Origin of the sequence: Deinococcus hopiensis KR-140 (assembly GCF_900176165.1) — a bacterium.
Taxonomy (GTDB): domain Bacteria; phylum Deinococcota; class Deinococci; order Deinococcales; family Deinococcaceae; genus Deinococcus; species Deinococcus hopiensis.
Map to the genome: position 1 here is coordinate 2513284 of NZ_FWWU01000009.1, position 20012 is coordinate 2533295.

19 protein-coding genes and 2 tRNA genes are annotated in these 20012 nt (G+C 67.0%); 17 read left to right on the top strand and 4 right to left on the bottom strand.

All coding sequences use genetic code 11. The features are described 5' to 3' along the window. The first annotated feature begins 78 nt into the window (after positions 1 to 78). The 14 genes from pilM (at position 79) to B9A95_RS25625 (ending at position 15205) form a co-directional block, all read left to right on the top strand. Positions 79 to 1263: a type IV pilus assembly protein PilM gene (pilM, locus tag B9A95_RS25560; protein WP_084049832.1), complete on the top strand. Its 1185-nt coding sequence runs from the start codon at positions 79 to 81 to the stop codon at positions 1261 to 1263. Continuing rightward, entirely contained in the window at positions 1256 to 1987 is a 732-nt protein-coding gene (locus B9A95_RS25565; RefSeq protein ID WP_084049833.1) for a fimbrial assembly protein, read from the top strand. Before pilM ends, B9A95_RS25565 begins: the two co-directional genes overlap by 8 nt. Next, positions 1977 to 2663: a type 4a pilus biogenesis protein PilO gene (gene pilO, locus B9A95_RS25570; RefSeq protein WP_084049834.1), complete on the top strand. Its 687-nt coding sequence runs from the start codon at positions 1977 to 1979 to the stop codon at positions 2661 to 2663. The genes B9A95_RS25565 and pilO overlap by 11 nt, the downstream gene beginning before the upstream one ends. Then, the gene (locus B9A95_RS25575) at positions 2660 to 4402 is read left to right on the top strand and encodes a hypothetical protein (protein ID WP_084049835.1); all 1743 of its coding nucleotides are present in this window, start codon (positions 2660 to 2662) and stop codon (positions 4400 to 4402) included. The genes pilO and B9A95_RS25575 overlap by 4 nt, the downstream gene beginning before the upstream one ends. A 3-nt stretch (positions 4403 to 4405) precedes the next feature. Beyond that, a complete protein-coding gene (locus tag B9A95_RS25580) occupies positions 4406 to 6628 on the top strand; it encodes a secretin N-terminal domain-containing protein (RefSeq protein ID WP_245808488.1) in 2223 nt (740 codons plus the stop codon). A gap of 244 nt (positions 6629 to 6872) precedes the next feature. Then, positions 6873 to 8021 carry a chorismate synthase gene (aroC, locus tag B9A95_RS25585; RefSeq protein ID WP_084049836.1) on the top strand — a complete coding sequence of 383 codons (1149 nt, stop codon included), beginning with the start codon at positions 6873 to 6875 and terminating at the stop codon, positions 8019 to 8021. 61 nt (positions 8022 to 8082) lie between these two features. Beyond that, complete coding sequence (locus tag B9A95_RS25590; protein ID WP_425429982.1) at positions 8083 to 8751, top strand: shikimate kinase; 669 nt, start codon at positions 8083 to 8085, stop codon at positions 8749 to 8751. Continuing rightward, a complete protein-coding gene (gene aroB, locus B9A95_RS25595) occupies positions 8738 to 9796 on the top strand; it encodes a 3-dehydroquinate synthase (protein WP_084050980.1) in 1059 nt (352 codons plus the stop codon). The genes B9A95_RS25590 and aroB overlap by 14 nt, the downstream gene beginning before the upstream one ends. A gap of 4 nt (positions 9797 to 9800) precedes the next feature. Further along, on the top strand, positions 9801 to 10529 hold the full coding sequence (locus B9A95_RS25600; protein WP_084049837.1) for a PIG-L deacetylase family protein: 729 nt from the start codon (positions 9801 to 9803) through the stop codon (positions 10527 to 10529). 38 nt (positions 10530 to 10567) lie between these two features. Next, on the top strand, positions 10568 to 10999 hold the full coding sequence (aroQ, locus tag B9A95_RS25605) for a type II 3-dehydroquinate dehydratase (RefSeq protein ID WP_084049838.1): 432 nt from the start codon (positions 10568 to 10570) through the stop codon (positions 10997 to 10999). 659 nt (positions 11000 to 11658) lie between these two features. Beyond that, positions 11659 to 12084, top strand: a complete 426-nt coding sequence (gene rplM, locus B9A95_RS25610) for a 50S ribosomal protein L13 (RefSeq protein WP_084049839.1) — start codon at positions 11659 to 11661, stop codon at positions 12082 to 12084. Further along, a complete protein-coding gene (rpsI, locus tag B9A95_RS25615; protein WP_084049840.1) occupies positions 12084 to 12476 on the top strand; it encodes a 30S ribosomal protein S9 in 393 nt (130 codons plus the stop codon). The genes rplM and rpsI overlap by 1 nt, the downstream gene beginning before the upstream one ends. 760 nt (positions 12477 to 13236) lie before the next feature. Further along, positions 13237 to 13527, top strand: coding sequence for a hypothetical protein (locus tag B9A95_RS25620; protein ID WP_084049841.1), 291 nt, complete (start codon positions 13237 to 13239; stop codon positions 13525 to 13527). A 265-nt stretch (positions 13528 to 13792) separates the two neighbouring features. Further along, positions 13793 to 15205, top strand: coding sequence for an ATP-binding cassette domain-containing protein (locus B9A95_RS25625; RefSeq protein ID WP_084049842.1), 1413 nt, complete (start codon positions 13793 to 13795; stop codon positions 15203 to 15205). Here B9A95_RS25625 and B9A95_RS25630 read toward each other — a convergent pair. Further along, positions 15190 to 16008 (bottom strand): HAD hydrolase family protein, encoded by an 819-nt coding sequence (locus B9A95_RS25630; RefSeq protein WP_084049843.1) that lies wholly within the window; start codon positions 16006 to 16008, stop codon positions 15190 to 15192. The two genes, B9A95_RS25625 and B9A95_RS25630, sit on opposite strands and share 16 nt — an antisense overlap. A 94-nt stretch (positions 16009 to 16102) precedes the next feature. Next, a complete protein-coding gene (gene rplS, locus B9A95_RS25635) occupies positions 16103 to 16582 on the bottom strand; it encodes a 50S ribosomal protein L19 (RefSeq protein ID WP_084049844.1) in 480 nt (159 codons plus the stop codon). Positions 16583 to 17434: 852 nt separating this feature from the next. On the opposite strand from rplS, the gene lipB reads away from it, so the two are divergent. The 3 genes from lipB to B9A95_RS25650 are packed head-to-tail and all read left to right on the top strand — an operon-like array spanning position 17435 to position 19680. Further along, positions 17435 to 18178: a lipoyl(octanoyl) transferase LipB gene (gene lipB, locus B9A95_RS25640; protein WP_281255893.1), complete on the top strand. Its 744-nt coding sequence runs from the start codon at positions 17435 to 17437 to the stop codon at positions 18176 to 18178. Continuing rightward, positions 18175 to 19167 (top strand): lipoyl synthase, encoded by a 993-nt coding sequence (gene lipA, locus B9A95_RS25645; protein ID WP_084049846.1) that lies wholly within the window; start codon positions 18175 to 18177, stop codon positions 19165 to 19167. The genes lipB and lipA overlap by 4 nt, the downstream gene beginning before the upstream one ends. Positions 19168 to 19170: 3 nt before the next feature. Further along, a complete protein-coding gene (locus tag B9A95_RS25650; protein WP_245808489.1) occupies positions 19171 to 19680 on the top strand; it encodes an endonuclease V in 510 nt (169 codons plus the stop codon). Positions 19681 to 19797: 117 nt separating this feature from the next. Here B9A95_RS25650 and B9A95_RS25655 read toward each other — a convergent pair. Together B9A95_RS25655 and B9A95_RS25660 are read right to left on the bottom strand one after the other, a co-directional pair. Next, positions 19798 to 19874 (bottom strand) — tRNA-Arg (locus B9A95_RS25655). 23 nt (positions 19875 to 19897) lie between these two features. Then, a tRNA-Ser gene (locus tag B9A95_RS25660) sits at positions 19898 to 19985 on the bottom strand. Between the last annotated feature and the right edge of the window lie 27 nt (positions 19986 to 20012).

Consider the following 20012-nt stretch of genomic DNA (forward strand, 5'->3'; position numbering starts at 1 on the left):
ACGGGCCCGCCTCGTTCGCCAGGTGTGATGTATCCGTAAATGAGGCGTTGGTAAACTTTTCAGGACTCTGGAGGGAGAATGTCGAGCATGCTACAACGCCTCTTTAATTCACGACCGAGTGCCATCGGCGTGGAGATCGGCACCAGCACCATCAAGGTGGTGGCGCTGCGCCCCGGTGCGCCGCCGATTCTCCAGCACGCGGTGATGGCCCCGACGCCCATCGGGAGTATGCGCGACGGGCTGGTGATCGAGCCGCAGGCTGTGGCCAACGAGCTGCGCGGCCTGCTGGCGCAGCACGGCATCACCGCCCGCTACGCGGTGACGGCGGTGCCCAACCAGTCGGCCGTGACGCGCAACATCATGGTGCCGCGCATGGACCGCAAGGACCTGCAGGAAGCCATCAAGTGGGAGGCCGAACGGTACCTGCCCTATCCCATCGATGAGGTGAACCTGGACTTCGACCTGCAGGACGATCCCAGCACCATCCCTGAAGACGGGCAGATGGAAGCCGTGATCGCCGCCTCGCCCAGCGAGGCGGTGGCGCGGCAGGTCGAGGTGTTGCGGCTGGCAGGCCTCGAGCCCACCGTCGTGGACCTCAAGAGCTTTTCCGCGTTGCGGGCCCTGCGCGGCAACCTGCTGGGCAAGCACCTCACCAAGCAGACCCTGATCGGCAACAACTACACCGAGGCCAACGAGATCGCGCTGGTGCTGGAGATGGGGGCGAGCAGCAGCGTGATCAGCCTCGTTCGTGGCGACCGCATCCTGATGATCCGCAACATCAGCGTCGCGGCCGACGACTTCACCACAGCGCTGCAAAAGGCCTTTGACCTGGATTTCAGCGCCGCCGAGGAAGTCAAGCTCAACTACGCCACCGCCACCACACCCAGCGACGCCGGCACCACGGACCACGGGCAGGTGAACCTCAGCCAGACGCGCGAGCAGTACAGCCCCGCGCGCGTGTTCGAGGTGATTCGCCCGGTGCTGGGCGATCTGGTCACCGAGGTTCGCCGCTCGCTGGACTTCTACCGGGTCCAGAGCGGCGACGTGGTGATCGACCGGACCTACATCGCGGGCGGCGGCGCGAAACTGCGCGGCCTGGCCCCGGCCATCAGCAACCAGCTTGGCTTCCGGGTAGAGGTGGGCAGCCCCTGGCTGACGGTGCAAACCGAGGGGGCCAACGTGGACACCGGGTACCTGCAGTCCAACGCGCCGGAATTTACCGTACCTCTGGGCCTGGCCCTGCGAGGAGTCTTACATGGTTGAGATCAACCTGCTGCCGCAGCAGGAGCGCCGCAGCAACCAGCCGGACGGCTGGCGCTACGGGATGTACGCGCTGCTGCCCCTGACAGCGGTGGCCATCCTGATTCCCGAGGTGCTGGTGGGCAACCAGCTGCGGGCGCTGCACCGCGAGCAAGACAGCCTGAACGGCGACATCGCCGCCCTGACGCCCCTCAAACAGGAATACGACAGCCTGATGGCCCAGCAACGCTCGCTGGAGTCCGTGACGGGGGTGGCCCGGCAGCTGCGGGACAGCAAGACGTACTGGACCAACGACGTGGCCGCCTTCTCGGCCCAGCTGCCCCGCAGCAATGGCGTGGCGATCACGAGCCTGAACATGAAGTCGCTGGAACCTACGGCGCTCGCCACACTGCAGCAAAACGGCATCTATGCTGGCAAGAACGTGGTGCGTGAGATCGCGCTGACGGGCACCGCCCTGAGCCAGCAGTCGGTGGTGAACTTCCTGAAGGCCTACGAGAACAGCCCCAGCTTCGGAGTCAACTTCCAGGGCCTGCAGCGCGATACCACGGCGAGCCGCTACACCTTCACCGCGTCGGTAGGCCTGGTCAACACAGCCGCCAATCCCGGGACAGCTCCAGGAACAACACCGGCAGGAACAACACCGGCCGGAACGACGTCCAGCGGCACCACGGGCGCGGCCGCACCGGCACCCCAGGCGAGCGCGCCGGGAGGCACCAATGTCCGCTAGTTCTGTTCCCGCCCGGGCCGCGCTGCCCAAGCTCGCTCCGCGGTCACTCTTCCTGATCGTGCTGGCCGCCTGCGCCCTGCTTCTGATCGCGTGGTATTTCGGCCGTTTCCAGCCCCGCAAGAACGAGGTCGTGCAGCTGCAGGGTGACCTCGACCTGCTGCGAACCCAGGCCGAAACCTACCGCGCCGCACAGCGCGGCCTGCCGGCCCTCAGGAAGACAGTCGCCGGGCTGCAGGTCGAGAGTGAGCAGTTCCTGCGCGCCCTGCCGCCTACGACCCAGTTCGGCGACGTGCTCGATGAGATGCGCCAGGACGTGTACGCTTCCGGGGCAGAGATGACGGCCTACACCACGCAGGCCGCGCAGATCAGCGGCCTCCCGGCGGGCGTGCGGCCCCTCAGCGTGAACCTGGGCATCACCGGGCAGTTTGCCGAGGTCTTCCGGGCCCTGCGCTCCATCGAGACCATGAACCGCTTCACGACCGTGAGCGGCCTCAGCCTGACGCTGCCGAAGGCCACCTCCTTTAACCCCCAGCTGACCAGCACGCTCAACCTCACCGTGTACACCTTCGATCCGACGCAGGCGGGGGCAACGCCAGGCACCGCCCCCGCTGCTCCGGGCGCTGCTCCTGGTGCTGCGCCGGCTCCGGCAGCCGCACCTCAGGGAGGCAACCAGTGACGCTCGATCCCTCTCCGCCCCCCCGCACGTCCATCAAGCTTTCCCGCGAGATGAAGGTGTTGCTCGCCCTGCTGCTGATGCTGGCCCTGATCGGCGGCTGGTACCTGTGGACCAGCAGCCGCAGCGTGCAGGCCGCCGTGCCCAATCCTTCGGTCAATCCTGACCTGCCCACCACTGCCTCCGGGGGACAGACGGACAGCGGCCCGGCCGCTCCAGTCACCGGCACCCCCGATGCTGGTGGCCAGGCCACCAGCCCCGCAGCGCCCGACAGCACCGTGGCCGTCAAGCCCGACGGGCAGGTCGAGGTGCCCGAGCTTCCACCCCTGGAAGGGGACGGCGCGCCGAATGCCAGCGGCAGTGACGCTGGTGCCAGCGCACCTGTGGCTGAACCGGTCCCCACGCCTGAGGGCATCAACCCGGATACGCCGCTGGCCGCCCTGCCGACGGTCAACCCCTTCCAGCCCCTGGCGCTGGCCCCCAACGCAGCGGGGCCTAACGCGGGCGACGCCGGCAGCGCCGTCCCGCCCATCGCAGACGCGGGCAGCGGGGCACCCACGCCGACGGCCAGCGGCCTGACCTCCCCCAGCGGCGTCCTTGCCCCCAGCCCACTTGCGGGCACCACCAGCACGCCGACCATCCCCGCAACCCCATCGCAGCCCACGGCCGCCGCCATTCCCCTTCCCTCCATCGCGGGTATTGGCAGCTCCGCACCCCGTCCGGAAACCGTGGCGGTCGTTCGTCCGCCCTCGACCCTTGGTCAGACCAAGGCTCAGGCGCAGACCAAGGGGAGCCAGACCAAGGGGAGCCAGACCGCAAGCGCGAAGCCGGCCAACACCAAGACGGCCAACACCAAGACGGGCAGCGCCGGAGTCAAGGCGCAGGCGGCGACCAGCACCAAGACCAACGGCACACAGAAGGCCGGGCAGAAAGCGGCGGGGCAACCGGGCAGCCTGATTGCCATTAATCCCGTCCAGCCGCCCAAGGTCGTGGCTCTGCCCAACCCGAGCACCAAACCCAGCCAGAGCGGCGCAAAGCCCGCCACGTCCGGTCAGACGCAGGGCTCGGCGCAGACCAAGCCGGCGCAGACCAAGCCGGTGCAGACCAAGCCGGTGCAGACCAAGCCGGCGCAGACCAAACCGGCGCAGACCAAACCGGTGCAGACCACTCCCGGACAGTCCAGTGACGCGGGTGCGTCCACCTCCACGCCGACCCTGCCCACTGCGCCGGCCCGTCCGCCCGTGGTCGCGCTTGACGTTCCCCAGGGCAACATCAACCTGAACCCGGGTCAAGGCGCTGGCAGCGTGGCCACCCCCGGTACGCCAGCGCCGGGCACGACCACGCCGGCGGACAGCACGGGCAGCGCTGCCGTAGCTGCACCCGGACTGACCCTGCCCGCCACCCCCCTGCCCACACCGGGCAATCCTGCGCCCATCACCCAGCTGGGCAGCAACGAGGCGGCCAGCCAGGGCGCCGCGGCTGACGGCACCGCCACCCCCACTGCGCCGGGTACCACGCCGTTGGAGGCCCTGGTGCAAAACCGCCAGATTGTGCTGAACGCGGCCGTGCTCGGCCCGGTCAACACCGCCATCCTGCGCTCCAAGGACGGCTTCGTGGTGCTGTCCGTCGGCCAGACCTTGCCCGACTCGAACGCGGTTCTCCGCGAGGTGACGGCCACGAGCGCAACCCTTGCCCTGGGCGACGACATCACGACGCTCAAACTCGACAACGACAAAAGGTGAGCTATGAAGAGATACGTCCTCCTGCTGACAGCCGCACTCGGTATGGCCGCCGCGCAAACCGCCACGCCCGCTCCCGCAACGGCCGCGCCCGCCGCGCCGGTCCTCACCTCTCCGGCCAACACCCCTCGCATCGCCGATCCGAAGCTGTCTCCAGCCACCGTTTCCTTTGATATCCGCCGTGCGGGCAGCGACCTGGCCAGCATGCTGGTGGCGCTGGCCCGGAGCGCGGGCTACGACATCATCATCGAACCCAACGTTGATCCTGTGCTGGCTGCCAACAGCGTGACCGCCCCGGTGGGGACGGCAGGCACCGCGACAGCAAGCGTGATCTCCTACTCTTTTGTCAACAAGCCCTTCAACGAGGTCTGGCCCCTGGTCCTCGACATCTATGGCCTGAGCTACGAAGCGGTACAGGTGGGCGGCAAGGCGGTCTTGCGCGTCAGCACCCGACCCGTGCAGAAAATCGTTAAATTGCCGGACACGCTCAGTTCCGTAGCCGTGGAGCGGCAGCTGAAGCTGGCGTTTGGGACGCTACAAACCACCCAGGGCAGCACTGCCAGTGGAGGAAACACCTCCACGGGCACCGACATCGTTCTCAACTCGCCCACCATGCGGATTGTCTCTGAGACGACCTCCAACAGCATCATCATCAAGGGTACCAACCAGGAAGTGGCCCAAGTCGAAAATCTGCTGTCGCAGATCGTCTCGGCCCAGAGCACCAATCCCGGTGAGCCAAGCGTGCAGCGGATCTACAAGGCCAACGGGGCACTCGCCGACCTCACCGCCACCCTCGCAGGCCAGTTTCCGGCCCTCCGGGTGTCTGCCGTGCCCTCGACCGGACAGCTGATCCTTTCCGGGACCCAGAGCCAGATCGACGCCGCGCTCGCCCTGTTGGCACAGGTGGACGTCAGCGCACAGGCGCAGGTGGCCAGCACGACCGCGCAACGCGTCTACACCGTGAAGGGTGTCCAGGCCGATATCACGGCGCTGCTCGGTTCCCAGTACCCGGGGCTGAAAGTCACGCCCGTAGGACAGACCGGGCAGCTTGTCATCACGGGACCACAGAGTCAGATCGACACGGCCCTCGCGCTCCTAGACCAGGTAGACCGCCCGGTTCCTGCGGCTCAAGCTGGACCGCAGATCGTTCAGCGCGTCTTCCAACTTGTGAATGCCAGCGCCGAGGAGGTCAAGGCGACGTTGGAAGGCACCTTGGCCCGCGACATCAGTCAGAGCGGCACGGCGCAGACGCCGGTCAATGTTCCCGTGACGGCCACAGACGCCAACGGCAACGCCATCAGCGTTACTGTGCCCCGTGACCAGACCAACGCTGCCCAGGTGGCCGCGCAAGCGCAGGCCCAGCAAGCCGCCGACACAGCCGCCACCATTGCGCGCAATTCCAACGGGGCCACCATCATCGCCGACAAACGGACCAATGCGCTGATCGTGCGCGGAACGTCCAGCCAGGTCACGCAGATCGCCGAACTGATTCCCCAACTCGATCAAGCGGTCCCTCAAATCAATGTGCAGATTCGCATTCAGGAAATTTCCGAGGATGCTGGGCGCACGCTGGGGCTGGACTGGAAGGTCGGCTTCGGGGGCTTTAACGTCAGTGTGGGCAGCGGTGGCCTCGGAGCTTCTTTCGACCCCACCCGGAGCTTGGTCGGCTTCAACATCTTCCCCACGTTGACCGCCCTGGAAAACCAGGGGCTGACCAAACGGGTCTACGACGGCTCCATCACGATGCAGAGCGGACAACGCTCGCTGACCGGGAGCAGCAACGGCCCGCAAAACGCCTCTACGGGAGCCGCCGCCACCGTCAAGAGTGGCGGCCGGCTGGAAATCAATATTCCTTCCAGCAGTGGCAATATCATTCGTCAGATCGATTACGGCCTCAACCTGGACTTCTTCGATCCTCAGGTGGCTCCTGACGGAACGATTACCCTCCGGGTACGTGGACAGGTCAGCGACCTTCCGGCCGGCCTTTCTGCCAACGCTCTGCCCAACCTGCTGAACTTCACCAACTCCGAAGCGCAAAGCAGCATCACATTCAAGAGCGGCCAAACCGTGCTGATGAGTGGACTGATGGGCACCACCGAGACACGCACCAATACCGGCGTTCCCATTCTCAGCAGCATCCCCGTCATCGGTGCCGCCTTCGGCAAGCAGGTCACCAGCCGCAGGCAGACCCAGCTGCTGGTCATTTTGACGGGCGATGTCCTGAAGTAAGCCCCGCTCGCCACTTCCTCGCGCCGACTGGATCTCCTCCAGCCGGCGCTTTTCTCTCTAGGCCCGTTCCGCGCCGTCTGGGCAGCCCTCCCCTCTCCTGTCCTGCGCGGCGCTACAGTCCATTCATGAGACGGCTTCCGCTTCACTCCGCACTCCCCGGAAAAGCACCGGAGGGTGCTCCATTCCGCGCAACCCGTCTTTCCTGCTCCGCCCTCCGGGTGGAGCCTGACGGCCCGGAGCTGCTATGAGGTATCTGACCGCCGGGGAGTCGCACGGCCCGCAGCTGACGGCCATCATCGAGGGATTGCCGTCGCAATTGCCGCTTGGCAAGGGGGATATCGACCCCTGGCTCCGCAAGCGGCAGGGCGGCTACGGGCGGGGCCGCCGCATGGTCATCGAAACAGACGAGGCCCAGGTGCTCAGCGGTGTCCGCGCAGGCCGCACGACGGGCGCGCCCGTGACCCTCGTGATCGAGAACAAGGACCACCGCAACTGGACCGAAATCATGTCGCCCAGCCCGGGAGGCGAGCCGCGCAAGAAGGCGCTCACCGACGCGCGTCCCGGCCACGCGGACCTGACGGGCGGCGTCAAGTACCGCCACAAGGACCTGCGCGATGTCCTGGAGCGGGCCAGCGCCCGGGAAACGGCGGCACGGGTGGCGGTGGGCTCGGTGGCCCTCAAGCTCCTCTCCGAACTCGGCGTACAGGGAGCGAATTACGTCGCGGGCCTGGGCGAGATCGAGACCCGCGAATCCTTTTCGTGGGAGGCGCTGGACACGATCGAGGATTCGGACCTGCGCACGCCCGACGCGGACGCAGCGGCGCAGATGCGCGAGCGCATCGACCAGGCCAAGAAGAACGGCGACACCCTGGGGGGCATTCTGGAGGTGCGCTTCCGGGGCCTCCCCGTGGGGCTGGGCAGTTTCGTCCACTGGGACCGCAAGCTCGACGGGCGTATCGCACAGGCATGCCTCAGCGTGCAAGCGATGAAGGGCGTGGAGATCGGGCGGGCCTTCGAGAATGCGGTGCGTCCCGGCAGCCGCGTCCACGACGCGGTGTACTACCGTGAGGGCACCTACGCCCGCGACACCAACGGAGCGGGCGGCTTGGAAGCGGGCATGACCAACGGTGAGGAACTGATCGTACGGGTGGCCATGAAGCCTATCGCCACCCTGATGAAGCCGCTGCCCACCGTGAACGTGGTGACGCACGAGGCCGCCGACGCGGCCCGGGAGCGCAGCGATACCACCGCCGTCCCCGCCGCTGGGGTGGTGCTGCAATGCGTGATCGGCTGGGTACTTGCGGACGCGATGCTGGAAAAATTCGGCGGCGACACCCTGTCCGAACTTCAAGAACGCGTGGCGGCGGCCCGGGCCTACGCGCAGGACTACTGAGCCTCCCGTGCTCCTGCCCGCTTCCTTTCACCATGGTCTGGAACTCGTTCTGGACGCTTCGCTGAACGATCCTGAAATCCCTGAGGGTGTGCCGGTCACGCTCCCGAATGGGCTTTCCACTAGACTGTCCCCCATGAACGGGTCCGGCCTGATTGAGCGTCCCGTCACCTGGGTGACGCTGGCGGGCTTTATGGGCACCGGGAAGAGCCGCATTGGGTGGGAACTCTCGCGGGCACTCGCCCTGCATTTCGTCGATACCGACAAGTTGATCACCCGTGTGGTAGGCAAGAGCATTCCCGAGGTCTTTGCCGAGGAGGGCGAGGGGTATTTCCGCGCGTGCGAGGCTGAGGTGGTCCGGCGTGTCACCCGTCTGGACCATGCGGTGATCAGCCTCGGCGGGGGCACCTTTATCCACGAGGGCAACCGCCACCGTCTGCTGGAGCGCGGTCCCGTCGTGGTGCTGTGGGCCACACCGGAAACGGTTTACCAGCGGACCCGGCACAGTGACCGGCCCCTGCTCAAGACCCCCGATCCCCTGTCGCAGATTCGCACCCTGATGACCGAGCGCGAGCCGCACTACCGTCAGGGCACCATCCACGTCCACAGCGATGGGCGCCCCGCCGAGGAAATCGTGGAAGAGATCATTGAGCGCCTGTGGGCCTGGGCCGACACGCAGGCGGCCTGGGTGACCGAACCCGGCTCGGGGGTCGGTGAACGTGCGGCGGATTGAGGTGGGGGGTTCCCAGCCCTACGCCGTGGAGGTTGGGGCGGGGCTGCTCGGCCAGGCGCGGATAAATGGACGTCAGGTGGCCCTGATCCATCCGGCGGACTTACCCCCGGACTTCGTGCAAGCGGTGCAGGAAGTCCTCGCGCCGGTGGTGACGGTGGAGGTGCCGCCCCGCGACGACTGCAAGACGCTCACCGTGCTGGAAGGCGTGCTGTCCCGGCTGGCAACGGTCAACCTGCCCCGTGACGGCGCGGTGGTAGGCATGGGCGGCGGCGCGGTCACGGACCTCGCGGGCTTTGCGGCCGCCAGCTACCTGCGCGGCGTCGCCTTCTACACCATGCCCACCACCCTGCTGGGCATGGTGGACGCGGCGGTGGGCGGCAAGACGGGCGTGAACCTGCCCGAGGGCAAGAACCTGGTGGGGGCCTTCTGGCCGCCAAGGGCAGTGTGGTGCGACACCGACACGCTCGCCACCCTGCCCCCCACCGTCTTCCGCGAGGGGGCCGCCGAGGCGTACAAACACGGCCTGATTGCGGACTCCACGCTGCTGGACCGGGTGCTCTCGCCGGATTTCCGCCCAGGTGGACCGGGGCTGGAAGACACCCTCGCCGACGCCATTCAGGTCAAGGCGGAGGTGGTGACGCGGGACCTGACCGAGCAAGGTGAGCGGGCGTTTCTGAACTTCGGGCACACGCTGGCGCACGCACTGGAAGCGGTGACCCATCACGCTGTACCGCACGGCGAGGCCGTGGGCTACGGGATGCACTATGCCGCCCGGCTTTCATCCGCCCAGGGTGGCGCGGACCTCACGGAACGAACCCTCGCCTTTCTGCGCTGGCAGCGGCCCCAGCCCCTCCCCCACCTGGGCTTCGACGACCTGTGGCCCTATATGGCCCGCGACAAGAAGGCGGACAGCGAGGGCGTGCGCTTCGTGCTGCTGCATGATCTGGCTCGGCCTTACCTGACGCGGGTACCCGAAGACGTACTGCGGGAGGAATTTAACCGCTGGCAGGACGAGGTGAGGGCGGCGCTGCTTCCCGTACAGTAGGCGCATGAATCTCCTGGCCGTCTTCAGCCACCCTGACGATGAGTGCGGTTGCGCAGCCACACTCGCCAAACATGCCCTGCGTGGCGATCAGGTCATGATCGTGTGGACCACCTACGGCGAGATGTCAAGCAAGTTCCGCGGCATTCCACACGCCGAGGTCAAGGCGACGCGCGAACGCTGGGGAACGGACGTGGCGGGAATGATCGGCGCGCGTCACCACTTCTTCGATATGGGCGACACGCGGATGCAAGGGTCCAGGGAAGAAGCGCTACAACTCGCGCGGCTGTACGCCGAATTTAAACCCGACGCCATCATCACCTGGGACGACAAGGGGGGCGGAACCTTTACCCCTCATCCCGATCACCGGGCCACGGTGAAGATCGCCTACGACGCCCTCGTGCTGGCCCGGCTGCCCAAGGCACTGATGGAAGGCCAGGAGGAAAACGGGGAACCGGAACCCCACCGGAAAACGGTCAACTTCTATCAGTACGCCCAGTACGGCACCCCGGACCCAACGCTGCCCATCGTCCACGTGGACGTGACCGAGACCATCGAGGTGGCGGGGCAGGTGTACGGCTATTACGCGCGGCACATGCACGGCCAGGAGGGCGACTTTCCCATGGACCGCTTCAAGATTGGCAGAGCTGCGAACGCCCACCACACCGGGGGGCAATTCACCGAGAAATACACGGTCAAGCGGATGTACCACCCCGTTATTCCTTACCTGCTCTGACCCCCCCCCGCACTTCACGCACCTGTTACGCTGCCCCCATGCTGCTCGTGCTGAACGGCCCCAACCTCAACCGCCTCGGCCTGCGCGAACCCGGCGTGTACGGCTCCCAGACGCTCGAAGACCTGGAGCGGCTGTGCGAGGCCTGGGGCGCGGAACTGGAAACGCCCGTCACTTGCCGCCAGAGCAACTACGAGGGGCAACTGCTCGAATGGGTACAAGACGCCCAGGAACACGGCTTTACCGGCATCGTGATCAATCCCGGCGCGCTGACGCATTCTTCCTACGCCCTGCGAGACGCCATCGCGGGGCAACCCCTGCCCGTGGTGGAGGTCCACATCAGCAACGTAGACGCGCGCGAAGCGTTCCGGCACACGTCGGTCACGGCGGCGGTCTGCCGGGGCAAGATCAGCGGCCTGGGCTTTCTGGGCTACCGCCTGGCGATGGAGGCGCTGCTGGAGGGGAGCGGATGAGGCGCGGGCGCAGCCCCGTTTTATTGGCCAGGGCCTCCTGACCGGATGCGCTCCTTCCTCGGCGCGAGGCGAACAGGAGTTCTCGGCCACGCCCAGCCTCTGAAAAGGCCAGGTTGCCGTGAGGGTCACGAATCTGGGGCCCAACGACCTCTGGCCCGGTCCCAACTTCTGCCCTGGAAAACTTAACGCCGGCGTAGAGAAAAAGCGACGGCCTGTCCCCCTCCAGGTCGTGAGTGGCGGCGCCTTTTTGGGAGATAGATGCGCCGCTGTGCTGCCGCCGCCCAAAATAACTGCGGGTAAGCGGGAAAAGCCGGGAACCTCGGGGTGGATCCGCGTTTAGGGCGTCTGTCCGAGTGGCGCCGCGCGTGGAAGGGCAGGGGCACCCTTCACGGCGCCCTTCTCCCCCATGCGCCTTCAGGTTCGCTCGCCGGGCTCGGTTAAAAAGCAGTCCGCACTTTGACACCACCACGGAGCCTACGGGGCCCCGAAAGCCACCTGCACCCTTGCCCCACCCCCCCAACCTCTGATACCTTTACCTTTAGTGTCTCGCGCTTGGTAGGGCCGGGACGACCGGGAGGCACCCGGAGGCGCACGCTGACTTTCTCCCCCGAAGGGCGCGGGGCGCACTCGCAGCCAAATCCCCTAACTGGAGCAACACGGTGAAAACTTACGTTCCCAAGAACGACGAGCAGAACTGGATCGTGGTGGACGCGGCGAACGTGCCGCTGGGCCGCCTCGCCACGCTGATCGCCAGCCGTATCCGCGGCAAGCACCGCCCCGACTTCACGCCCAACATGATCCAGGGCGACTTCGTGGTCGTGCTCAACGCCGCGCAGGTGGCGCTGACGGGCAACAAGCTCGACGGCAAGGTGTACACCCGCTACACCGGTTACCAGGGCGGCCTGAAAACGGAAACCGCCCGTCAGGCGCTGGCCAAGCACCCCGAGCGCGTGATTGAGCACGCCGTGTTCGGCATGCTGCCCAAGGGCCGTCAGGGCCGCGCCATGCACAGCCGCCTGAAGGTCTACGCGGGCAGCGCGCATCCCCACGCCGCCCAGAAGCCCCAAGTGCTCGAGGTCAAATAATGGCTACTGAACAGTATTACGGTACGGGCCGCCGCAAGGCCGCCGTCGCCCGCGTGTTCCTGCGCCCTGGCGAAGGCAAGATCGTCGTCAATGGCAAGGAGTTCCAGACCTACTTCCGCGGTCTGCTGCGCGCCGTGCACGCCCTTCAGGCGTTCCGCGAAACCGGCACCGCCGGCCGCTACGACGCCGTGATCACCGTCGCCGGCGGCGGCCCCAGCGGCCAGGCCGACGCGATCAAGCTCGGCATCGCCCGCGCCCTGCTCAAGGTCAACCCCGACTTCCGCGTGCAGATGAAGCCGCGCGGCCTGCTGACCCGCGACCCCCGCGAGGTCGAGCGCAAGAAGTACGGCCTGAAAAAGGCCCGCCGCGCGCCCCAATTCAGCAAGCGCTGATTTCGGAACGCCGCGGGTGCAGCCCCCCTTTCCAAATGGAGGGGGGTCTTTTTTTGGCAGCCAGTTGCCAGGTTCAGGCGTATTTGATTTCCGGCGCGCGGAACCCAGCCGCGGACGGTGGGCGCACAAACCAGCCGGGGTGATCCTTTCCCAGGGCCAGGCTCTGCGCACATGACCTTCAGAAAAGTCTCGCTGAGCTCCATCCTCCTCTGCGCTGCCCTGACCGCCCACAATGGCAACGGGCCCCCATCCCACACCGAAGGCAATCAACGGCACGGTTTAGCGCATTTGTCCGAATGCGCATTCAAGTTCGCTTGCCGGGTTCGGTCAAAACGAGGTCCTCTTTTCGACACATGCTCTAGGGTTGGACGGCTGGAGCAGGTACGGTGGCTGTCCGGAAGGGCACTGCCCCCCGCTTCGGGCAGCGTCAATGCCCGCGGCAGCTCTCAACTGACCCTGCCCGCTGCAGCCAGCCTCACCCTTTGCCTGGGAGCAACGACAGGCCTCGTCGGAGCCGCCCTCGCTACGGGCTTGCAGCGGCCAGCTCAACGTCAGCAGTAGGCAAGCGCGCACCGGCAGCGTCAGCGAACAGAGCACCACGTTGTGGTGCTCTGTTTTTACAGACTCCGGTTGAATCGCTCTGCAAAAGATTCGGTTCAGGCAGAGCGAGAAGGAGAGAAACGGGTTCCGCGGGTGGAATTGTCAAACCGGCGGTCTTCCGGTTTGTTAACGAAATAGCCGGAACCCGTATCAGACCGCCGTGCCCAGCACGTACACCACAGCCGGGACGGGCGGACAGACGACCATCAAGCCCGGGGGGCGAATGCAGGTCTATGCCGGCCGTGACGTTCCCCTTTCCGGCCGCCTTGCCCGCCAGAACACGCGAGGCAGCACCACCCTGAACGCCAGTGTGACGGCCAACGCCCGGGTGTACAGCGGCTGGAACGTCTTGAGGTCCACCTACACCCTGACGGGAAATAGCGCAGGCACCCAGGGGAACCTGGCCCTGGCGGTCCCAGCAGCTGGACCACCGGCAGGAGCATCCTCCTGAGCACCGCTTCCGTTCGTCGCCTTGACGGATGAAGTTCATGGTGCTCGCCCTCCTCTTCCGGGAATACGGACGCCGACTGAATCTTTTACGCAGTGATGGAATCCGAGCAGACTGATCCAGCGCGCAGCAAGCGAGAAAGAGCAAAACGGGTTCCGGGCGTGGAGTGAACAAATCGGTGCTTTTCCGGTGTGTCCACAAAACAAGCCGGAACCCGTATAAGACCTGCCGTACGCGTCCCTGCCCCCTCCGCGTACACTCCCTTGCGATGACGCTGCCGCTGGTGAACCTGCAAAACGTGACGGTGCGGGCCGGGGGACGCCCGCTGCTCCAGGACGTGACCCTACGCCTGGAGCGCGGCGAAGCCCTCCTGCTGGGGGGCCCCAACGGAGGCGGCAAGACCTCGCTGTTGCGGCTGATCGCGGGTGAGGTGGCCCCGGTGGCGGGCGAGCGGGTCTACGGGCTGGGTGGCGAGGTCCAGCGCTCGGCGGTGCGGGCGCGGCAGACGCTCTCGGTGGTGGGACCGGACGCCGAGGGCTTTTACCTGGGGCGCGACTGGGCGCAGACAGTGCGGGATGTGCTGCTGGCCGGGCATGAGGGCGGCACACTGCGCCTGTGGGACCCCACGCCGGTGGCCCTGTCCCGGCTGGAGGACGTCACGGCCATGACGGGCGTAGGGCACCTGCTGGAGCGCGACTTCCGCACCCTCAGCCACGGGCAACGGCGGCGCGTGATTCTGGCCCGCGCGCTGATGCCCGGGCCCGAGGCGCTGCTGCTCGACGAATTCACCGACGGTCTGAGTCCAGCGGCACGGAACGAACTGGGGGAACTGCTGCGGGCGGTCCACACTTCGGACGTCGCTCTCGTCCTCGCCACCCACCGTCCCGAGGAGGCCCCGGCTCTGCCCTGGCGAACGCTGTGGGTGGAGGGCGGGCACATCACGGTGGGCGCACATGACCCGGAGCGGGAAATGGCCCACACCTTCCTGCCACGCCCGCCTGGCTCCGGCGACCTGGTGCAGCTGCGGGACGTGCAGGTGTACCGCAACGGTCACCTCGCCCTGGGACCCCTGACCTGGACGTGGCGGACGGGGGAACACTGGCTGGTGACGGGTGAGAATGGCAGCGGCAAAAGCACCCTGGCACGGCTGATCGCGGGCGAACTGCACCCGGCGTTGGGGGGCCGCGTGGAACGTCCCTACCTGTCCCGGGACCTGCTGACCGAGCGGCGGCGCACGGTGGGCCTGGTGGGGTCAGAGGTGGGCATTCGCCAGCGGCGCGCCTGGACAGGCCGTGAAATCATCGGCAGCGCGTGGAGCGGCGCAGAGGGCTTCTTGCCCGAGCCCAGCGCCGAGCAGGCCGGGCAGGCGCAGGCATTGGCTGAGCATCTCGGCCTGACCGCCCTGCTGGAACGCTCTTCGGAAACGCTCTCGCAGGGGCAACTGCGCCGGTTGCTGCTCGCCCGCGCGGTGGTCCATGCTCCGCGCCTCCTCATCCTGGACGAGGGGCTGGACTTTCTGGATCCTCCCTCGCGCGCCCGTTTTCTGGCATTGCTGCCTGAGCTGGCGCGCCAGGGCACCCACGTGATGGTGATCGCCCACCGGGAGGAGGACGCCACGCCCGGCCTCACCCACCACCTGCACCTTTCGGGCGGCGTGATCGAGACTCAGACCGAACGCTGAGCTTCCAGCGCGTCAGCCAGAGCGTGCAGGTAGCCTCCCAACGCCTCCGGTCCCTCGACCTGCGCGTTGGCGTGGGGCGTGAGCAGGGGGAGCCGCCCGAGCTGCACCGCAAAGCCGGCGAGTTTCAGCATGGCCTCGTCGTTGTCGCTGTCGCCAAAGGCCACCGTCTGCTCGAGCGGAAGGCCAAGCCCCTCGGCGATCAGCGCGAGCGCCGCGCCCTTATGGGCGTTTTCGGGCGTGACGGTCAGAAACTGGGTGTACGGCTCCTGCGCGCCTGTCAGGACGAGGTGTGGGTGCCGGGCACGCAACCGGGCCGCAAAATCTGCGACGCCAGGATGGTAGAATCCGACTTTCAGCACGCCTTCTCGCGGGGCCTCGGAGAGGGGCCGGAAGCCGCGCGCCTGCAACCAGGGCTCCGGCTCGCGCCCGGCTGGCAGGTCCACATACAGGGCGTCGCGGGTAAAGACAATCACGCGGGCGTCGCCGAGCTCGTGCGCGAGCACCGCCTGCAGCTCAGCGGCACTGAAGCGGGCCTCCGTATGCAACTTTCCCCCGATTTCCACCCGCCCGCCGTTGTTGGTGGCGATGGCGTCGGGGAGTGCGGCCTCCCGCACGGGGCGCGGGGCCGTGTCCCGCCCTGTAATGATCGCCAGCCGCACCCCCAGGGTCCGCAACCGCGCGAGCGCTTCCACCGTGACGGGCGGCACCTCGCGGCTCTGCTCGGGAATCAGGGTGCCGTCGAGGTCAAAGGCAAGCAGCAGCGGCAACGTGGGGGCAGGCAGGCGCGGAATCACGGTGGGCATTATCGGGCAGGAGGCTGACCGCTGAGCGCTTATGGGGCCACTCCGCAAAAAACCCGCCCACCGGCGAGGGTGGGCGGGCAACGCGGCGCGGGGCTTATTCGCCCTGGCCGGTCTCGGGGGAGTCCTGAGCGGGGGCCGTGCCGGTCACGGAGGCCTGCGCCACCGCCTTGGCCGCTGTGGCGCGGGCGGCGTCCTTCATCACGCGGCTGCGGTCACTCTTGATGCGGGCGGCCTTGCCGCGCAGTTCACGCAGGTAGTACAGCTTGGCGCGGCGAACCTTGCCGCGCTCCAGCACGGTGATCTTGGCGACGAGAGGGCTCGAGAAGGGAAACACACGCTCCACGCCCTCACCGAAAGAGATCTTACGGACGGTAAAGCTCTTGCGGCTGCCCGTGCCGTTGATGGCGATGACCACGCCCTCGTAGGCCTGGTTGCGGGTGCGGTTGCCTTCGACGACCTTCGTCTCGACGCGCACGGTATCGCCGGGCTGGAAGTCGGGGTGGCCTTCCTTGATGTGGCCCTGTTCGATGGCGCGCAGGATCGCGCCACGGTTAACTTTCACGGTGCTCTGCATGGGGACTCCTTTGGGCAGCGGACCGCCCCACATCCCCCTAAAGGGGGCAGAGGCGTTCTTACTCCGGGTAACAGTTCCTGGCGCGCCTTGGCGCGGGAAACCGGACCGAAAGAGTATACGTGCCGGGGCGGCGCGGCTCAAGGGGGGAGGTGCAGGGGAATGGGGAGACAACGCCCCTGGAGCCCCCCACCCCTTTCTTTGGGCCGTTCCGGTTCCTTCGGGCCACACCAGTTGCGGCGCAAGGCCCGCCAGGCAAGAGGGTGAACACCCACACCGCACGTTCAGCCCCCGCTCGCAACCCAGTATCGCCGAATGGGTTTGTCGCGGAAATCCACGCGAACTCGCCCTCCAGCTTGCCCCCGTTCGCCCCGATGACCCCGCGCGAGGTCAGATTGGCCACGTCGCAAGTCACGAGGACGCGCGAGATGCCAGCCCCCGCAACCGCTCCAGCCACAGGGCCAGCAAGGGCCAGCAGCTGTAGATCCCCCCGTCCCTGCGCAGAGGGCCCCGGGCCCCGGACCTCGCCGCTGATGTGGCCGCCAAAGAGGCGCAGGCAGTCATTGAGGCTGCACCTGATCTTGGCCTGGCCCCCAGGTACGTCTCGCCCTCCACCCGCCAGCGCTCCTCGGCGTGGACGCGGCCCTGCAGCACGGCGAGGTGAGGAGCGGCCCGGATCAGCGTAGAGGGTGGCAGGCGAGGGCACCCTCTGCCGCACGGCACAGGCCGTCCTTGAAAGACGGACGGGACAGACCAGCGCAGGCAAGGGAATTCACCACGAACGCTGGTCAATTCGGCCTGAATTTCCGCCTCCGGCACGGTCTTTCGCCCGGAGTGGAGCGTATGATTCGGGACGTGAAGGACCTGGCTTTCGACGTACTCGACCTCGGGATGATGCCCTACCGCGAGGCGTGGCAACTTCAGCGCGAGCACCACGCGCGGGTGGTGGCGGGCGGACAGCCCGCGCTGCTGCTTGTGGAACACCTGCCGGTGCTGACGTTGGGCCGGGGCGCGCGCGAGGGCAACAACATCCTCGTGACGCGCGAGTACCTCGCGGGCCAGGGCATCGAGGTGCTGGAAGTTGAGCGTGGCGGAGACGTGACCTACCACGGACCGGGTCAGCTGGTGGCCTACCCGATCTTTCCGGTGGGCCGTAAGGTGCGCGATTTTCTGCGACTCCTGGAGGCAGCGACCATCAATGCACTGGAAACGCTCGGCCTGCCCGATGCCCGCCCCAATCCCGGCTATGCCGGGGTGTACGTGGACGCCCGCGAGGTCAACGGGCGCGAATACGACCAGAAAATCGCCTCCTTCGGCGTAGCGGTCAAGCGGCATGTGGCCCTGCACGGCCTGGGCCTGAACGTCACCACCAACCTCCAGCACTTCGAGTTGATCGTGCCGTGCGGCCTCTCCGGTACCCAGATGACAAGCGTGGCACGCGAGTACGAATTGCGCGGCCTCTCCCGTCCGGCGGGCGTGGGGGAAGCCAAAGTGGCCCTTACCCAGGCCTTTCATACCACCTTCGCGACCTATGACTGGTCCCTGCCGGAAGCGCTGACCACGCCACCCACCCCCACCCTCACAGGGAGGCCTACATGACCCAGAAGCCCAGCAGCACCGAACCCCGCTTTATCAAAAACGGCATCTACCGCAAGGACAGCACCCCGGTCCGCGAGAAAAAACCCGAGTGGCTCAAGGTCACCATCCCCACCGGCAGCGTGTACGGCGAGGTTCGCAAAATCGTCAAGGAACACCGCCTGCACACGGTCTGCGAGGAAGCGATGTGCCCCAACATCGGCGAGTGCTGGTCGCGCGGCACCGCGACCTTCATGCTGATGGGCCACATCTGCACCCGCGCGTGCCGCTTCTGCGCGGTGGACACCGGCAACCCGATGGGAAAGCTGGACCTGGACGAGCCCCGCGGCGTGGCCGAGTCGGTCCAGTTGATGGGCCTGAAATACGTCGTGCTGACCTCGGTGGACCGCGACGATCTGCCCGACGGCGGCGCGTACCACTTCGCCAAGACCGTGCAGGCGATCAAGCGGGAGAACCCGGGCACGCGTGTGGAGGCCCTCACGCCTGACTTCGGCGGGAATACGGCCTGCGTGGACCTCGTGCTGGAAAGCGGCGTGGACGTGTACGCCCAGAATCTGGAGACCGTGCGCCGCCTGACCCACCCGGTACGCGATATCCGCGCGAGCTACGAGCGCACCCTGGGCGTCCTGGCCCACGCCAAGAAGTCCCGCCCCGACGTCATCACCAAGACGAGCATCATGCTGGGTCTGGGCGAGACGCGGGAAGAGATTCGGGAAGCGATGGCCGATTGCCGCGCCCATGGCGTGGACGTGCTCACCTTCGGCCAGTACCTGCGCCCCACCATGCACCACCTGCCCGTGGAGCGCTACGTCTCGCCCGCCGAGTTTGACGAGATCCGCGAAGAGGGAATGGCGCTGGGCTTCCTCGAAGTGGTGGCCGGGCCGCTGGTCCGCTCCTCGTACAAGGCCGAGCAGATCGTGATGGACAAGCCCGGGAACCTGCCTGACCACCTCGCGCACCTGGAGGGCGGCGAGCAGCTCTCGCTGATCTGAGGCGTGGAACGGCTGAACGCCTGCGTGGACGTGGATTACCGGGGGGAGGAGGCGGTGGCGGCCTGCCTCCTCTTTCGCCACTGGAAGGATGCGCAGCCGCTGGAGGCCCGCACGGCGCGCGTCTCACCGGTTGCGCCCTATGAGCCGGGGCAGTTCTACAGGCGGGAACTGCCCTGCCTGCTGGCGGTGCTTTCCCCCCTTCTCCCCCAGCTCGGCACCGTGGTGGTGGACGGACACGTATGGCTGAGCCCCGGTCAGCCTCCCGCTCCCGGCCTCGGGGCCCACCTGTACGCGGCACTGGGAGAGCAGGTGGGGGTCATCGGCGTGGCGAAAACGGCTTACCGGGGCGCTCCAGCGGTGGAAGTGCAGCGCGGTGTGGGAACCCGGCCCCTCTACGTGACGGCCACCGGGATCGCCATCATGGACGCCGCCAGGCACGTGCAGCAGATGCATGGCCCACACCGCCTTCCGACGCTGCTGAAGCGGGTAGACCAGCTGTGCCGCCGGGCCTGATCCAGACTGCTCCTGATTTCAGGCCCTGTTCAGAAACCGGCTGCAGGGGTTCCACCGCTGTCCCGCACCACACCAGCCGACAAAAGGAAAACCCCCTCACGCGGAGGGGGTTTTGTCTGGCGCGCCCGAAGAGATTCGAACTCCTGGCCTTCTGATCCGTAGTCAGACGCTCTATCCAGCTGAGCTACGGGCGCGTACGGGAAATTGCGGTGAAACTTGGCGAAGAGGGAGGGATTCGAACCCTCGATACCTTGCGGTATACACCCTTAGCAGGGGTGCGGTTTCAGCCACTCACCCACCTCTCCAGATTGTCGTGCTGGGGCCTGCCGAAG

Excerpts from the sequence above, each read along its gene's own strand:
- B9A95_RS25565 (WP_084049833.1), top strand. The coding sequence starts at position 1,256 with ATGGTTGAGATCAACCTGCTGCCGCAGCAGGAGCGCCGCAGCAACCAG.
- aroC (WP_084049836.1), top strand. The coding sequence starts at position 6,873 with ATGAGGTATCTGACCGCCGGGGAGTCGCACGGCCCGCAGCTGACGGCC.
- B9A95_RS25580 (WP_245808488.1), top strand. The coding sequence starts at position 4,406 with ATGAAGAGATACGTCCTCCTGCTGACAGCCGCACTCGGTATGGCCGCC.
- B9A95_RS25625 (WP_084049842.1), top strand. The coding sequence starts at position 13,793 with ATGACGCTGCCGCTGGTGAACCTGCAAAACGTGACGGTGCGGGCCGGG.
- B9A95_RS25600 (WP_084049837.1), top strand. The coding sequence starts at position 9,801 with ATGAATCTCCTGGCCGTCTTCAGCCACCCTGACGATGAGTGCGGTTGC.
- lipA (WP_084049846.1), top strand. The coding sequence starts at position 18,175 with ATGACCCAGAAGCCCAGCAGCACCGAACCCCGCTTTATCAAAAACGGC.
- aroQ (WP_084049838.1), top strand. The coding sequence starts at position 10,568 with ATGCTGCTCGTGCTGAACGGCCCCAACCTCAACCGCCTCGGCCTGCGC.
- B9A95_RS25630 (WP_084049843.1), bottom strand. The coding sequence starts at position 16,008 with ATGCCCACCGTGATTCCGCGCCTGCCTGCCCCCACGTTGCCGCTGCTG.
- pilM (WP_084049832.1), top strand. The coding sequence starts at position 79 with ATGTCGAGCATGCTACAACGCCTCTTTAATTCACGACCGAGTGCCATC.
- rplS (WP_084049844.1), bottom strand. The coding sequence starts at position 16,582 with ATGCAGAGCACCGTGAAAGTTAACCGTGGCGCGATCCTGCGCGCCATC.
- rpsI (WP_084049840.1), top strand. The coding sequence starts at position 12,084 with ATGGCTACTGAACAGTATTACGGTACGGGCCGCCGCAAGGCCGCCGTC.
- pilO (WP_084049834.1), top strand. The coding sequence starts at position 1,977 with ATGTCCGCTAGTTCTGTTCCCGCCCGGGCCGCGCTGCCCAAGCTCGCT.